Genomic DNA, 15,627 nt, shown 5'->3' on the forward strand with positions numbered 1-15,627 from the left:
TTCGTGGGTCATTCATCGCCTGTGTTCAGCGCCTATCAGCGGCGTCATGAAAAGAGGACAGAAGCGCCAGGAGTGCAGGGTGAAGGCCAGGTGGCAAGCAATAGACCCAGATACACAGACGCCCCGCAGCACGTGGCTGCGAGGCGTCTGTGTGACGGCGTGAACCCTGAAGTATTCAGTCGTAATTGCGGGTGCCGCGAATCGGGTAGTCATTATCCGGCTTGCGGATGAACTCGATGCCACCGATGAGGGTATCCAGGTCAGGCCGCACGAAGGGCGCGTTGGCAATTTCCTGGATCTGGATCTTGCCCTCGCCATTGACGACGAAGAAGGCAGGCTCCGGGAAGTCGTGATCGGTTTCCTTTTCGCTGCGCGGCGTCGAGATGAACAGCCCAAGCGTCTGCATCTGTTCGAGGGTCAGTCCATAGGCGAGCGGGAAGTTGACCTCCAGCGACTCGCGATGCTGTGTGAGCTGCTGCTGATCATCGGCAGACACCGCGACCAGATCGACGCCCTCGGCGCTGAAGCGCCCGCGATAGCTCTCCAGTTTGTTGAGGAACTTGCTGCAGATCGGGCAATGCTTGCCGCGATAGACCACGACCAGCTGCCAGTCATGCTCTCCCTGGGGCTTGCCGAGGGTCAGTGTCTCACCGTCGCTGCGTTTGACCTGGATGGCCGGGAATTCACTGCCTGGATGAAGCTTGTGTGTATACATGCTGTCTGACTCCCAGAATGTCTGGTGGGCGAATTGCCGTGTCCACGAACAATGGCGCTGCTGGTGAATATTTCAATGCCCGGCCGTGCAACGAGGTGTTGCCTGAATCAATATCGGCAAGGCCCTCATGGGCGGGGCTCAGCCGAGATAGCCGGTATGCTCCAGCAGGATGACCGTGCCGATGCCGATCAGCACCAGACCACCGATGATTTCCGCACGCTTGCCGACCATCTTGCCCAGCACACCGCCCAGCATCACGCCGGTGGTAGCCATTACGAAGGTGGCGGTGCCGATCGCCAGCGCAGTGGTGACGATGTTCACGCCCGCAAAGGCAAGCCCGGCACCCACGGCCATGGCATCGATGCTGGTGGAAAGGCCGGTCAGCATCAGGCGGGGCAGCGACTGCGGCGTGGTGCAGTCCTCGTCTTCCTCGTCCTTGGAAAGCCCCTCATGAATCATGTGCAGACCGAGCAGCAGCAGCAGGGCGAAGGCGATCCAGTGGTCCCACTGTTCGACGTAGACGGCCAGTGAGCGACCGATCAGCCAGCCGATCACGGGCGTGATGGCTTCGATGACCCCGAAGATGAGGCCGATGCGCAGGGCGTCTTTCAGAGAGGGACGACGTATGGCGGCTCCCTTGCACAGGGCGGCAGCAAATGCGTCGCAGGACATGGAGAAGGCGAGCAGAAATGTCGATAGCAGAGGCATGAGTCAGGATGTTCCAGGCCGGTTGCGAGTCAATAACAGCGAGACACCACCGGCCGGAAGCGTCTGACTGTCATTGGTCTCGCCGAACCTCGTCCTGATTGATCACGGGCATGATCGGATAGGTGGGTCCTCGGTGCCACGGCAATGCCTGCCGACTATGTTGACATCCGAGACTCTCGTTGGGTGACGAGAGCGGGCTACTCCCCAAAAACCGGTGGCATACTAGCAACAAAATCTTGTCATTTCATCCCCTTGTGTCACGAGCGCCTTACCGTCATAACTTGTCTACCGAGTCAGAGCGGCGCCACGCCGACGTGTCTGACGCCACCGAAGTCTTGAAGCGTCAGTCTTGAACCTTCAACAGGATGCCAAGGAGTCAAGGGTATGAGCGACAGTTATCAGCCACCCAAGGTCTGGACATGGGAAAGCGAGAGTGGCGGCAAGTTCGCCAGTACCAATCGGCCGATCGCGGGCCCGACGCATGACATGGAGTTGCCGGTCGGCGAGCATCCCTTCCAGCTCTATTCCATGGCGACCCCCAACGGCGTGAAGGTCACCATCATGTTCGAGGAGCTGCTGGCGCTTGGGCATAGCGGTGCCGAGTACGATGCCTGGCCGATTCGCATCGGTGAGGGCGATCAGTTCGGCAGTGATTTCGTCGCGATCAACCCCAATTCCAAGATCCCTGCACTGATGGACAGAAGCGGCGAGACGCCGATTCGCGTCTTCGAATCCGGTTCCATCCTGTTGCATCTGGCAGACAAGTTCGGTGCTCTGATCCCCAAGGATCCCGCCAAGCGTGCCGAAGTCATGAACTGGTTGTTCTGGCAGATGGGATCCGCGCCGTATCTGGGAGGTGGCTTCGGTCACTTCTACAATTACGCGCCGGAAAAGCTCGAGTACCCGATCAACCGCTTCGCGATGGAGACCAAGCGTCAACTGGACGTGCTGGATCGTCAGCTGGCTGACAACGCCTACATCGCCGGTGACGAATACAGCATCGCGGATATCGCCATCTATGCCTGGTACGGCGCGCTGGTCGAAGGCAAGCTCTATGACGCCGCCGAGTTCCTTTCCGTGCAGGAGTACACTCATGTACAGCGCTGGGCGGCCTCGATCGCCGAGCGTCCTGCGGTCAAGCGTGGCCGCATGGTCAATCGTTTCTGGGGCGAACCCGAGGAGCAGCTGATCGAGCGCCATTCGGCGAGTGACTTCGAGACCAATACCGAAGACAAGCGCGCCGACTGACCCTCAAGGCCAGATGTCCGGCGAGTCGTTGCTGGCAGGCATGCAAAAGGGCTACCCGATGGGTAGCCCTTTTTCCGTTCAGGCCTTTGTACGTTCAGGCTCTTCTGCGTTCAGGTCGTCTTGGGTTCAGATCAACCTGCGTTCAGGTAATCAGTCGTGCGAACAGATTGGCTCAGTCCTCGCGAACCTTGAGTACGACCTTGCCCACGTGGCCTTTCTGCTGAAAGACTTCCTGAGCAGTGGTGATTTCTGCCAGCGGGAAGACCTCGGCGACCAATGGCTTGATGTTGCCTTGCTCGATATGGCGCACGAGATTGGGGAAGACTTCCGGTTCCAGCACCGTGCAGCCGAAGAAGCTCAGGTCCTTCAGGTAGAGGGTACGCAGGTCGAGTTCCACCATTTCGCCACCGATGGCACCCGCGACGGCGTAGCGCCCCTTGTGGCCAAGAATATCCAGCAGCTCTGGCCATTGCGGGCCACCCACCAGATCAATGACTACCTCGACACTGTAGCCGTTGAGCACCTCGCCGAGTGTCTGCTCACGCAGGACGATCTCATCGGCGCCGAGATCGCGCAGGGCATCCGCCTTGGCCGTACTGGTAACGGCGATCACATGGGCGCCACGTGCCTTGGCCAGCTGGACTGCCGCGGAGCCGACGCCTCCTGAAGCACCGGTAATCAACACGCGCTCGCCCTTGGCAAGCTGGGTGCGGGTCAGCAGATTCTCGGCGGTGGAGTAGGAGCAGGGGAAGGAGGCGAGTTCCACATCGCTGAGCGAGCTCTCAACGCGGTGGGCATGGCGCGCCGCTACCTTGGTGTATTCGGCGAAGCCACCATCGCATTCAGCGCCGATGTACCACGCAGAGGCGAGGTTCTGGCCATCGTGCTCCTGCAGGCAGGGTTCGATCAGGACACGCTCGCCGATACGCACATTGCTGACATCTGAGCCGACCGCGACGATCTCGCCGCAGATATCCGCGCCCTGAATGCGTGGGAAATGGATCGGTTGCCCAGACCAGCTGGCATCTTCCGCGTCACCTTCTCCCTTGGAATACCAGGCCAGACGTGTATTGACGTCGGTATTGTTGACGCCTGCCGCGCCGACTCGCACCAGCACGTCACGCGGGCCGGGCGCCGGGCGAGGGATGTCATCACGCACTTCCAGGACTTCCGGGCCGCCATGGCCGGTCAGGTAGACGCCGTGCATGCTGGCTTTGCTTATGGGGGGAGAGCTCATTTGCGTGGTGCTCCCAGTAGCGTGAGTGTCGTGGAGCGTGCGGTCTCGATGGCCTTCTCGCCCAGCACCAGCCAGGCGGAGGAGGCCCCTTCATGGATCAGGAACAGCTCGGTGGCGAGGTCTGTGCGGTGGCTGCGTTGGCCCAGCCATTCGAGAATCTCGTGCTTGTGGCGATCGACGGCCTCGCGCACCTGTGGGTTGTCGGGAAAGGCCGCTAGGGCATTGACCGACATGCAGCCGTTGGGTGCCTCGAACGCCATCCAGTGGCCCAGCCGCTGGTAAAGGTGGCTGAGCGCAGCAGCGCCATCCTCGGGCACTCCCTCGTCGAGGAAGGCCATGTAGCGCTCATGGCGATGCTGAAGCGCACCGATCACCATGCTCTCCTTGGAGGGGAAGTGGCGATAGAGGGTGCGCAGACTGACGTCTGACGCTGCCTTGAGCTCAGCAACACTCGGTTCTGCGAAGCCGCGCTGGCTGAAGAGTGTCTCCAGGCGGGCGGCGATATCGTGCTGAATCATGTCGGTGCCATGGTCGAATCAACGAGGGAGAATGTTTGTTCTACCTGTGCAGGGTAGAGCGCCCATTCTTCCTGTGTCAATGCAGCCTTTCCGAGTCTTGTGTCATTGCTCCCATGGCCTGACGTCGCGAATTACGTGTGTGACGCTTCGATGTCAGTAGAATTACGCAAGTAGAGGTTATCTGAGCGTTAAATGAGGCAAAGCTCAGGTCATTCCGCGGAAAAAACACGCACCTTTCGTTGCGGTAGCATTTGATAAAGATTAGCATTCGCGACTCATTTACTGGCGCGGGGGGCGTCAGTCATGACCACTTTCTGCTCATCGAGCAGATGAAAGGTGTGGTTCAGCAGGACGCTGTCGCATCGCGTACAAAGGGTTTTCAGGTGCCAAATCATTCTCGGGATAGCGCTGCAAGCACGAACAAGGGACATTTTTCCTGCCTGATCTTCAGCCTGATGGCATTGCCGGCCACTTCGCTGGCGGCAGAGGGCGCCACCTCAAGCGAGTCGCCAGTCGCGAATTCGGTAATCGTGGTGACAGGGGAGCGTGAGGGCGAAGTGGCGCCGGGCAGTTACCGCGCCGAAGCCTCGAGCCTGGCCAACAAGCAGTCGGTGGACTTCCTGGAGCAGGCACGCACCATCAATGTGGTAACCCAGCAGGTCATGCATGATTTCAATCTGGATGATCTGGAAGAGTCACTGCAGCCGGTGGCCGGCATTCAACTGGGCAACACCCTGGGGGGCACCGAGGATGGCTTCGTCAAGCGGGGCTTCGGCAGCAACAGTGATGGGTCGATGCTGATCGATGGTATCCGTCAACCGCGGCGTACCTACACCACGGCGACACTGGACCGCGTCGAAGTGCTCAAGGGGCCTTCATCACTCTTCCAGGGCCAGCAGAACCCCGGCGGTGTGATCAACATGGTCAGCAAGCGCCCCCAGTACGAGACGCACACCGAGATCAGTGGCGAAGCCAGCTCCTTCGGCGGTGGCAATACCACCCTGGACACCACCGGCCCTATCGAGGATACAGGCCTGGCCTATCGCTTCATCCTGTCGCATGAGGATGAAGATTCCTGGCGCGAGTACGGCAATGACCGTCGCACCACCATCGCTCCGTCACTGCGTTGGGAAGGCGAACACAGTAGTGCTCAGGTCAGCTATGTCTATCAGGATTACGAGCTGGATATCGATCGTGGCACCGTCTTCTACAACGGCAGCGCCGCCGACGTCACACGGGGCACGCGCTTCGATGAATCCTGGAACCGTGTCTATGGCCATGACGAGTCCGTCAATGCCTGGTGGAAGCAGGAAGTCACCGACGACTGGGACATGAAACTGACCTACGGCTGGACGCGGCGCCAGTACAGTGATGCACGTGCCAACGTCACGAATGTCAGTGACAGCGGTGATGTGACCGTGCGAGCGGAAGAGAACCAGGGCTATGATCGCAGCGAACATTACACGGCGCTGGATGCAATGGGCGATGTCGAGATTGCGGGCCAGCGCCATCAGCTGGTCATCGGTGCCGATTATGAAACCACTCGCGACTATCTGGATGAGCGCTATTTCGGCGATTCGGTCACGGTTTCCACCGTCACCGATGTGAACCACGGCCAGCTGGCCCAGGTGACCTCCGACGACATCAATACCTCGCGCAGCAATCGTCTCGACGAGACCCAGGCCATCGGGGTCTATGTCAGCGACAGCTGGTACCTGACCGACAAGTGGATTCTGGGGTTTGGCGGGCGCTACACCTGGTTCGATCAGCAGAGCGGGCAGGGCGAAGACTTCGTGTCTGACCCCGATTACAGCGACGACCTGTTCCTGCCCTCTGCAAATCTGCTGTATCGCATCGACGATGCCAGCTCCGCCTATATCAGCTATAGCGAATCCTTCGTGCCGAACGGCAGCGACAGTGACAGTGGGGAGAGCCTCGACCCTGAGCTCGGCAAGGGCTACGAGATCGGCTACAAGCGTCAGTGGAATCCGCGTCTGGCGACCTCCGTGGCGCTCTACCAGATCCGCAAGGAAAACGTCGCAGTCACTGACAACGGTGTGACACGCACCATCGGTGAAGCCGGCTCGCAGGGCCTGGAATTCAGCCTCGAAGGAGCCCTGACGGATCGCACGTCCCTGCTGTTCAGCTATGCCTATACCGATACCGAAGTTCTGGAAGATACCGAGGGCACCGAGGGCAATCGTCTGCCGAATGCTGCGCTCAACGCGGCCAGCCTCTATCTGGCACATGATCTGGCGATCGATCCGTCCTATGGCGAGTGGCGAGTCGGGGGTGGCGTACGTTATGTCGGCGAGCGTGAAGGCGATGACGACAACAGCTTCTCGATGGATGCCTACACCGTGGCAGATGCCTTCGTCGGATGGCGTCATGACTTCTTCGGCCCGGACACCGAATTCAAGCTGAATGCCAAGAACCTGTTCGATACCGGCTACTACTACGGCAGTGGTGGCGATACCCGTGTGCTGGTGGGTGACCCGATGGAAATCACCCTGTCAGCCAGCGTCGGCTGGTAATGTGGCTCCCTCTGGCAGGTTGACTCGCCAGGGGCGGTTATATGCCGGGATAGTCACGATATATAGACAGTCACTCCATATAGACAGTCACGGCATCCAGACAGGCAAGACAGACGATATAAGTCAGTTTCGGAAGTCGGGTGATTTAGCCATAGGCTGGTGATCTGGTAATAGACTGGTGATCTAGAAATAAAAAGGGGCGCTCATCAGCGCCCCTTTTTGCATGTGTTGTTTACCGCTCAAGATCCCACGAGCCACTCGTCGTCGGGGAAACTTCGTGATGAAAGCCTGCGCTGCCGCTGAAGACGTCGATGCGGCTGGTAGACTGCTGACATGATGCTCTGTCACTGACTGTCTTCGATCGCATGTCTTCGGTCGAGTATCTTCGATTGAGTGTCTTGGCGTGCCTGCCTCTGTGTTTCCTCTCGACATCACACCTCTGGAGAGCCCCATGCTCGAGTCGCTTCCCCTGGCCGATATTCGTGCCTTCGTCATGACGGCGGAGCACGGCAGCTTCACCCGCGCCGCCGAGCAGTTGGGTGTCTCGCGGTCGCAGGTCTCCAAACAGGTGACTGCGCTGGAGCAGGCTTTGGGGGTGACTCTGATGCAGCGCTCGACACGCTCGTTGCGACTCACCGAAAGCGGTCATCTGCTGCATGCCCAGTGTCGCAGTGCATTGGGCGACATCACTCAGATCGTGACGCTGGTGCGCGAAGAGCGTAATGCCATGCGCGGACGGCTGCGCATCAACAGCGTCGGTGGACCGGTGGGCGAGCAATTGCTGGCACCCGCCGTGCACGCCTTCATGCAGGCGTGGCCGGATGTGCAGGTGGAGCTGGATTTCAGCAGCCATCGCGTGGATCTGATTCGTGATGACTTCGATATCGCTCTGCGCATGGGCGCCCTCGAGGATGCCGATTTCATTGCGCGTCCGCTGATGACACTGCCCTACGTGGTGGTGGCGAGCCCTGACTATCTCGCTCGCCATGGCGCGCCGAATACGCCCGGCGAGCTGGTGGATCACCGCTGCCTGGTCGGCTCGGTCTCGCGCTGGTCCTTCACCGCGCGTGGGGTAGAGTCTCGCGAATTGCAGGTAGACGTCGGTGGCCAGCTTGAATGCCGCAACGGGCATGTGCTGGTCAGTGGTGCCATCGCCGGCAACGGCATCATTCGCGTGCCCAGGCTCTACTGTGAATCAGCCCTCGCGCGAGGGGAGCTGCAGGAGTTGCTGAGCGACTGGCAGCCGGCGGATGTGCCGTTATCATTGATCTATCATCGTGAGCGCCATCGCCCGCTGCGCACGGTGCGCTTGATCGAGCATCTGCTGGAATGGTTCGCGAGATGATATGCGCGCGTCTCTGAGCGCGGTATGCGTCATGCTTCAATACGAATAAGGTAAAGACTTGATGAAGGAAACATTGAGATACGTCATTGATATCGCCTAATATTCACTAGGTACTTTTTTATCACGTGCTGTCTATCAGATCCTTTTTAGCAAATGCAGGGGCTTGGAAGAGCTGGTCTTCAAAATGGGTGTGAAGGCTTGAGCTTGCCAGATGAATGTGAAACACAAATCTAAAAAAACGAACAAGAAATAGTCTTTCGTCATTCCGGGCTGATGCGACCCCGGTGGCGCATCGATCATGAGCCCCCTGATGACTCACGCCCCTTGACAGGCAGATTGCACAAGGAGCCCCCATGGAAGATATCCTGTTCGCGACACGGGTCGTGCTTGACGGTGATGACCCCTTGCCGGGCTATCTCGCCTTGCCGCCCCCCGGGGAAAAGCCCCTCGAGCCGGCAGTCATCTGCCTGCTTCGCGTGTTGTACCAGCATGACAGCGATACCTTGGCACATTCCTGGCGAGTGGCGGGACTTGCGGTCTTTCTCTATTCGAAATTGCTGCCGCCTGCAAAGCGCAATGTGCCATTGTCCGACCTGCACAGTGCCGCTCTGCTGCACGATATCGGCAAGATCGACATCTCGAACGAGCTCCTGACGGCACCGCGTGCGCTCAGTCAAGAAGAGCGTATCACCATGCGCGGCCATGCCAGTCATGGCGGGCGCCTGCTGCTTTCATTGCGTGGCCCTCTGCGAGCGCTTGCCTGCCAGGTGGCGATCACCCATCACGAAGCCTGGAATGGCACGGGCTATCCCACCGGAACAGGCGGCAAATCCCTGCCGCTGTATTGTCAGGTCGTCGCGATGATGGATGTCTTCGATGCGTTGGCTTCGCCGCGTGCCTACAAGCCGGGCTGGTCATTGGTGCGGTTGGTCAGACTGTTTCGCGAGGAATCCGGCAAGCAGTTCGACCCGCGCCTGGTTGCCCGTATGGCGCCACTGTGGAGGCCATTGCATGCCGAGCATCGCCGCCTGTTTGCCTTGACCAGTCAAGGATGAGGCGCTGGTGTCAGCTCACGTGGTGCAGTCCTGCAAACACAAGGCCCCCTGTCGAGAGTCTCGGCAGGGGGCCTTGCTACATCAGTACCCGCCAAAGGCGATCAGCGAGCCATGAGCCGCCTCAGCAGCAGCGCTCACGCTTGATGGCGGCCCAATCGGTGGTGGGGTGCTGGCGGCCGTGGTTGCCAGCGTAAGCCGCGACCTTGGGCGACTCCCAGCCTGCGAGAACATCGCCTTCCAGTCGGTAAATCTCGACACCCAGCGGGTTGCAGGTCTCGAGCGGGTCACGCGCATCAGGGCCCCACAGGTCGACTGACAGGTCACCGCCCGGGCAACAGGACATCGCGCATAGCAGGTCCGTCTCGGCAAAGAACTCCAGGTAATCGCCCTTGCGTGCCGGGCAGGCTTTCATGAAGTACTTGTCTTCACTGTTGAGACCGGTGCACTGGAAGATATTGAGCACATCGTGGATATCGAATTCGGTCAGCCCCCAGGGCGCCACTGCGCGAACCAGATTGGAGTGACAGTGGTGATCGAAGTCCTCGCCGGTCAACAGGCGATTGACGTAGGGGTCGCAGCGCGTGCCTAGCAGGTCATGCACGCGGCCGCCTTCGGCATCGACGCCATAGTCGGCGAGGGTGTCATCGATGATGGTCGCCATCGGGCGCAGGTAGGGCAGTGTCGACCACAGGCGATCATAGGTGCTTACATGCGCGCGCTGCAGCTGGCGGGTGCGAGACGCCCACATGCGCTCACGCGGGTTGTGCAGATTCCACATGTTGAAATCGCCGACCTGTGAGCCTTCGGTGATCTTGATGCGCAGTACGTGGCCCGCCGGCACTTCCCATGCCAGGCCATCACGCAGCGGCACGCTATGGGTCGCGATCAGCGTGCGCTCAGCCTTGCCTCCGGTGAGGCTGTCGTAGAAGTCGCGATCGACGTCCAGAATCGACCCCTTGCTGGCTTGATAGGCGGCAGGTACATCACTCATGGCAGGACTCCTCGTGAGTCGAAATTGGATCTGATGACCAGGCCGGACTGCCTGGAATTCGCTGCCCGGCCGGGGCTTGCGAGCACTGCCGGCAAGTGTGATGGCCGGCAGTGGCGGTTTCTGTGGGGGCCAGAGAGAAATTCTTGGTTCTCTCGCGCGGGATCATGCCTGTTCGCGGTGCCAGTGCTTCATCAGACGGTCGAAGCAGACGCTAGCGGCAGGTTCTGTGCTCATGCGGCTGACGATGACGACGGCGATCAGGGCGAACAGGAAGCCGGGGACGACCTCGAACATGTCGAAGATTCCCAGCGGCCCGCCGCTCAGCGGCTTCCAGATCGCGACGCTGAGCGCGCCGACCAGCAAGCCGGTAATGGCGCCGTTGCGGGTCATGCCGCGCCAGAACAGTGACAGCAGGATGACGGGACCGAAGGCGGCGCCGAATCCACCCCAGGCGTAGGACACCAGGCCGAGGATGCTGCTGTCACGCTCGCTGCCCATTACGGTGGCAAGCAGCGCGATGCCGATCACGCTGGCACGGCTCAACCAGACCAGCTCCTGCTGTGACGCCTTGGGACGAATCAGGCCGCGGTAGATGTCTTCGGCGATGGCGCTGGAGCACACCAGCAGCTGGGAGTCGACAGTGCTCATGATCGCGGCCAGCACACCCGCCAGAATGAAGCCTGCCACCCAGGGATTGAGCATGATCTGACTCAAGGTGATGAAGACGCGCTCGCTGTCCGTGAGACCGTCACCCAGCTCACCTCCGAACCAGTAATACCCCAGCACACCCACCGCGACCGCCGCCGCCATCGTGATAGCGGACCACAGCAGGGCGATACGTCGGGAGACCTTGATATCTTCCCGCTTGCGTACGGCCATGAAGCGCACCACCACGTGGGGCTGGCCACAGTAGCCAATGGCCCAGCCGGCCAGTGACAGCATGCCCAGGAAGGTCACGCCTTCCAACATGCCACCGATGGGAGCGACATCCTGCGCCGCTGCCGGAGCGGCTGCCCCATCGCCGAACAGCGCCACAGCCGTCATGGCAGCCACGGCACACAGGGAAGCCGCCATCATCAGGCCCTGGACGAGGTCGGTCCAGGAGGCCGCGAGAAATCCGCCGAGAAAGGTATAGCCGACGATGACCAGTGCACCCAGCCACAGGGCAACCCGATAATCGATCTCGAACAGGCCTTCGAACAGCACGGCACCACCGACCAGACCCGCCGAGACATAGAAGGTGAAGAACACCAGCATGACCACGGATGATAGGGTGCGTAGCACGCGTGAGCGGTCCTCGAAACGCGCTTCCAGGTAGTCCGGCACCGTCAATGCATTGCCAGCGGCTTCGGTGAATACACGCAGGCGCTCGGCGACCAGCGTCCAGTTCAGGTAGACACCGACCAGCGTCCATACCGCGATCCAGGCCTGGGAGAGGCCACCGCTGAAGATGGCGCCGGGCAGGCCCATCAGCGCCCAGCCGCTCAGGTCAGAGGCCCCGGCACTGAGGGCAGCGACGCTGGGCGGCAGGCAGCGTCCCCCGAGGATGTAATCCGATAGATCGTGGGTGATGCGATAGAAGTAGATGCCGATGCCCAGCATCAGCAGCAAATAGAGTCCGAATGACAGCAGGACAGGTAAGTTCATCCCGGGAGACCTCATGGTGACGCCAAGGCGTCTTGTTATTGTTCAACAGTGGTGTCGTGCTTGGTGTCGTGCTGCAGCAGGTGGCTGCCTGACAGCGAGTGTGCCGGCACTGACACCCTCACCTTATCCATGAGCCGGGTTGCAAAAAAGTGACCATTTATCGTTTGATACATGACTGAATGTCATGAGTCAGATGTGATGACGCCATCGTCATGACAGGACGTCGTATCTGCAGAGCATGGCCTGTCGTCATGCGTCACTTTGAGCGTCGATCGCTGGCGGCTCGCTTGGCTTGATCACAGGAAAACTCGATGCGCCCCAGTCTTTCATCGCTCAATGCCTTTGAAGTCGTGTCGCGCCTGGGCAGCCTCAGTGCAGCGGCCCACGAATTGAATATCACCCAGTCGGCGGTCAGCCATCAGATACGTCGACTCGAAGCTGCTCTGGAGGTGAGCCTGCTGGAAAGGGCGGGACGCGGTGTCGTGCTGACCCATGCCGGACGCCGACTCGCGGATGGCCTGCAGGCGGGCTTTGCCCGAATCGAGCAGTCAGTGGCCGAGTTCGAGGTGGGATCACTCGGCAGGCAGCACCGACGCCAGCTACGTGTCAGTTGCCTGCCCTCGGTGGCGGTGCGCTGGTTGATACCGCGACTCAACAGTTTCCGTGAGCAGTGCCCCGACATCGTGGTCAGCCTGCAATATGCGGGGATCAGTGCACGAGGGCTGTTGCCGGAAGTCGATGTGATGATCACCTGGCAGGATGAACTTCCCGCCAGGACCGTACAGGGAGTCCGGCTGTTCTCCGGGGCCACCCAGCCAGTGGCCAGCCCCCTGTATCTGGAGCACCACCGCCGCCCGAGTCAGCCAGCGGATCTTCTCAAGCTTGAATTGCTGCATGATCAGTCGCGCCAGCCTTGGCATGACTGGTTCAACAACTGTGGCCTGTATCCCCCTCAGCTCGACAAGGGCGATCTCTATCAGGACTTCAGCCTGCTGAGTGCGGCGGTGGTTGCGGGGCAGGGTGTCGCGCTGTGTCCTCCACGTCTGATCCGCAATGAGCTTGGGGACGGAACCCTCGAATGCCTGTTCGAGATGGCTGCCAACCGTCAGCGTGCCTACTGGCTGTTTCATCATCCGCAGCCCGCGACGCACGTAAAACAGTTCCGAGACTGGATGTGCGAGCAGATCGCCGCTGAGGGCGAGGTGGCGGATAGTGGATATATTGCTGATGCCTGATATCTGACGCCTGAGTGGGTGGATTGCATGAACTGCCTGGCATGGACTGGCTGGCACGAAAAAGCCCCCACCGAGAGGCTCGGCAGGGGCTGAGGCGTGCCCGGGTTCATCTCGGGAACACGTGAAGCGCGATCCGGAAATGCGCGTTAGGGCTGCTGGCCTGTCGGTGCCAACACGATTTCACGGATGCAGACGGATTGAGGCTGCTGGTAGGCAAAGTGGACGCTGGCAGCGACATCCTCCGGTGCCAGCACGCCGCCCATCTCTTCTTTCCACGCCTTGTAGCCGTCCTTGATCTCGTCGCTGGTGGTGTGATCGATCAGTCCCGTCTCGACAGCACCGGGCGCGATGGTGATCACGCGGACGTTGTCGGCGGCGACTTCCTCGCGCACGTTCTCGCTCATGGCGTGTACCGCGAACTTGGTGCCACAGTAAGCCGCGTGTCCCGGGAAGGTCTTGCGTCCTGCCACCGAGCTGATGTTGATGATGGTGCCACCCTTGCGTGCCTGCATCTTGCCAAGGACGGCCTGCATGCCATTGAGGACGCCCATCACATTGACATCCAGCATGCGTTGGAACTCGCCGGGGTCCTGGTCGGCAATCTGGCCCAGCAGCATGGTGCCGGCATTGTTGACCAGACAATCTACTTCACCGTAGTGGGCCTCAGCTTCGGCGATGGCCGATTCGATGGCGGCCTTGTCGCAGACATCGACGCTGGCGCACAGCGTGTTCGGGAGCGCCAGTGCCTCGAGTGCGTCCACGCGGCGTGCCAGCAACAGTAGCGGATGCCCGGCAGCACTGAGTGTCTGAGCAATGGCAGTACCGATGCCGGCGCTGGCACCGGTGATGACGATCAATTTCTTCATGAGTGACTCCAGGAAAGGACTAATCAGACAACGGCATGCAGTATGGCATGCACCGCAGAAGAGATAATCGCGGTGCAATTCACGTTATTGTTGCCTGTGGCTTACTAATCCTCCCTTGGCGCTCATTGCCATCGTCGTCGATGACCCCGGCGGGTCGCGATCAGCCGTTGAGCACACCCAACCAGGCCCACAGCCCCAGCAGGCTGGCGATCAGTACCGGCGGGGTCAGGATCAGGCCGACCTTCATGTATTGCCCCCAGCTGATGTGATGGCCTTTCTGATCGAGCACATGCAGCCACAGCAGTGTGGCGAGACTGCCGATCGGGGTGAACTTGGGGCCCAGGTCATTGCCGATCACGTTGGCGTAGACCATCAGCTCGCGCGTCGCGTCATTGACCTGTTGCGCACTGAGGTGGTCGATGGCCAGCGCGCCGATCAGCGTGGCCGGCATGTTGTTCATCACCGAGGCGGTGACGGCGGCCAGCACGCCGGTGCCGAGGGTGGCGGCCAGCTCGCCTTGGCTTGCAAGCCAGGCGAGGATGTCGCTGGCGTGATTAGTCAGGCCGGCATTGCCCAGCCCGTAGACCACCAGATACATGCCCACCGAGAACAGCACGATCTGCCACGGCGCGCCGCGCAGTACCGGGCCGAGTTCGATCACGGCATCACCGCTGCCCAGCCAGCGCCCGGCGATGGCCAGCAGGATCAGCGCGGCGCTGCCGGTGACGACGGCGAGCGGAATGCCCAGTGGCGCGGTTACGAAGTAGGCCACCAGTAGCACCCCCAGCAGCGGGAAGGCGGCGCGAAATACCTGCGGGTCCTTGATGGCGCCCGACGGTGCCTCGAGCTTCTCCAGCGCATAGTGTGGCGGCAGCTCCTTGCGGAACATCAGCCATAGCACGATCAGCGTGGCGGCCAGCGCGATCAGATCCACCGGCACCATCACGGCGGCGTAATGCGTAAAGGAGATGTCGAAGTAGTTGGCGCTGACGATGTTGACCAGATTGGAGATCACCAGCGGCAGGCTGGTGGAGTCGGCCACGAAGCCGGTGGCGATGATGAAGGCCAGCGAGGCCGCCGCCGAGAATTCCAGGCGCACCAGGATCGCGATCACGATCGGCGTCAGCAGCAGGGCGGCACCATCATTGGCGAAGAAGGCCGCGATCACCGCGCCCAGCAGCACGATAAGAGGAAACAGCTTGCGTCCGTTGCCGCCGCCCCAGCGTGCGACATGCAGTGCGGCCCAGCTGAAGAAGCCCGCCTCATCGAGGATCAGCGAGATGATGATCAGCGCCACGAAGGTGAAGGTGGCGTCCCAGACGATATCCCAGACCACCAGCACATCTGGCAGATTGACCACGCCGCAGGCCAGCGCGACCACGGCGCCGCCGAGGGCGCTGGTGCCGATCCCCAGCCCACGTGGCTGCCAGATCACCAGTGCCAGCGTGATGACGAAGATTGCCAAGGCAAGCATGAGGTCTCCTTGTTGAGGGTGAAGAGTCAGTGCGAAGCCGCGTGTGCGACCACG

The 15,627-nt window shown here is 60.7% G+C and carries 13 protein-coding genes; 5 read left to right on the forward strand and 8 right to left on the reverse strand.

The annotated features are described in order from the left end of the window. Positions 1–175: 175 nt before the first annotated feature. Together AC5WNJ_RS07460 and AC5WNJ_RS07465 are read right to left on the reverse strand one after the other, a co-directional pair. On the reverse strand, positions 176–715 hold the full coding sequence (locus tag AC5WNJ_RS07460) for a redoxin domain-containing protein (protein ID WP_495930898.1): 540 nt from the start codon (positions 713–715) through the stop codon (positions 176–178). A gap of 138 nt (positions 716–853) precedes the next feature. Then, positions 854–1,423, reverse strand: coding sequence for a manganese efflux pump MntP (locus AC5WNJ_RS07465; RefSeq protein WP_495930899.1), 570 nt, complete (start codon positions 1,421–1,423; stop codon positions 854–856). Between the two features lie 384 nt (positions 1,424–1,807). Between AC5WNJ_RS07465 and yghU the strand changes: the two genes are divergently transcribed. Beyond that, complete coding sequence (gene yghU / locus AC5WNJ_RS07470; RefSeq protein ID WP_495930900.1) at positions 1,808–2,671, forward strand: glutathione-dependent disulfide-bond oxidoreductase; 864 nt, start codon at positions 1,808–1,810, stop codon at positions 2,669–2,671. Positions 2,672–2,843: 172 nt separating this feature from the next. Here the strand turns inward: yghU and AC5WNJ_RS07475 are convergent, their stop codons facing one another. Further along, complete coding sequence (locus AC5WNJ_RS07475; RefSeq protein ID WP_495930901.1) at positions 2,844–3,878, reverse strand: alcohol dehydrogenase family protein; 1,035 nt, start codon at positions 3,876–3,878, stop codon at positions 2,844–2,846. 26 nt (positions 3,879–3,904) lie between these two features. Further along, a complete protein-coding gene (locus tag AC5WNJ_RS07480) occupies positions 3,905–4,426 on the reverse strand; it encodes a TetR/AcrR family transcriptional regulator (RefSeq protein WP_495930902.1) in 522 nt (173 codons plus the stop codon). 383 nt (positions 4,427–4,809) lie between these two features. Between AC5WNJ_RS07480 and AC5WNJ_RS07485 the strand changes: the two genes are divergently transcribed. The 3 genes from AC5WNJ_RS07485 to AC5WNJ_RS07495 all read left to right on the forward strand — a co-directional run bounded on the left by AC5WNJ_RS07485 (position 4,810) and on the right by AC5WNJ_RS07495 (position 9,360). Next, the gene (locus tag AC5WNJ_RS07485; RefSeq protein ID WP_495930903.1) at positions 4,810–6,960 is read left to right on the forward strand and encodes a TonB-dependent siderophore receptor; all 2,151 of its coding nucleotides are present in this window, start codon (positions 4,810–4,812) and stop codon (positions 6,958–6,960) included. Between the two features lie 451 nt (positions 6,961–7,411). Next, entirely contained in the window at positions 7,412–8,305 is an 894-nt protein-coding gene (locus tag AC5WNJ_RS07490) for a LysR family transcriptional regulator (RefSeq protein ID WP_495930904.1), read from the forward strand. Between the two features lie 353 nt (positions 8,306–8,658). After that, positions 8,659–9,360, forward strand: coding sequence for an HD domain-containing phosphohydrolase (locus AC5WNJ_RS07495; RefSeq protein ID WP_176676954.1), 702 nt, complete (start codon positions 8,659–8,661; stop codon positions 9,358–9,360). Between the two features lie 121 nt (positions 9,361–9,481). Here the strand turns inward: AC5WNJ_RS07495 and AC5WNJ_RS07500 are convergent, their stop codons facing one another. Beyond that, positions 9,482–10,351, reverse strand: a complete 870-nt coding sequence (locus AC5WNJ_RS07500) for an urea carboxylase-associated family protein (RefSeq protein WP_495930905.1) — start codon at positions 10,349–10,351, stop codon at positions 9,482–9,484. Positions 10,352–10,513: 162 nt separating this feature from the next. Then, positions 10,514–11,998 (reverse strand): sodium/proline symporter PutP, encoded by a 1,485-nt coding sequence (putP, locus tag AC5WNJ_RS07505; protein WP_495930906.1) that lies wholly within the window; start codon positions 11,996–11,998, stop codon positions 10,514–10,516. Positions 11,999–12,309: 311 nt separating this feature from the next. On the opposite strand from putP, the gene AC5WNJ_RS07510 reads away from it, so the two are divergent. Beyond that, positions 12,310–13,233 (forward strand): LysR substrate-binding domain-containing protein, encoded by a 924-nt coding sequence (locus AC5WNJ_RS07510; RefSeq protein WP_495930907.1) that lies wholly within the window; start codon positions 12,310–12,312, stop codon positions 13,231–13,233. Between the two features lie 146 nt (positions 13,234–13,379). Here the strand turns inward: AC5WNJ_RS07510 and AC5WNJ_RS07515 are convergent, their stop codons facing one another. Together AC5WNJ_RS07515 and AC5WNJ_RS07520 are read right to left on the reverse strand one after the other, a co-directional pair. Beyond that, positions 13,380–14,099 (reverse strand): SDR family oxidoreductase, encoded by a 720-nt coding sequence (locus tag AC5WNJ_RS07515; protein ID WP_253061576.1) that lies wholly within the window; start codon positions 14,097–14,099, stop codon positions 13,380–13,382. Positions 14,100–14,259: 160 nt separating this feature from the next. Beyond that, positions 14,260–15,573, reverse strand: a complete 1,314-nt coding sequence (locus tag AC5WNJ_RS07520; RefSeq protein WP_495930908.1) for an arsenic transporter — start codon at positions 15,571–15,573, stop codon at positions 14,260–14,262. Positions 15,574–15,627: the final 54 nt, after the last annotated feature.

This window comes from Cobetia sp. PDI-23MA, from assembly GCF_059507735.1.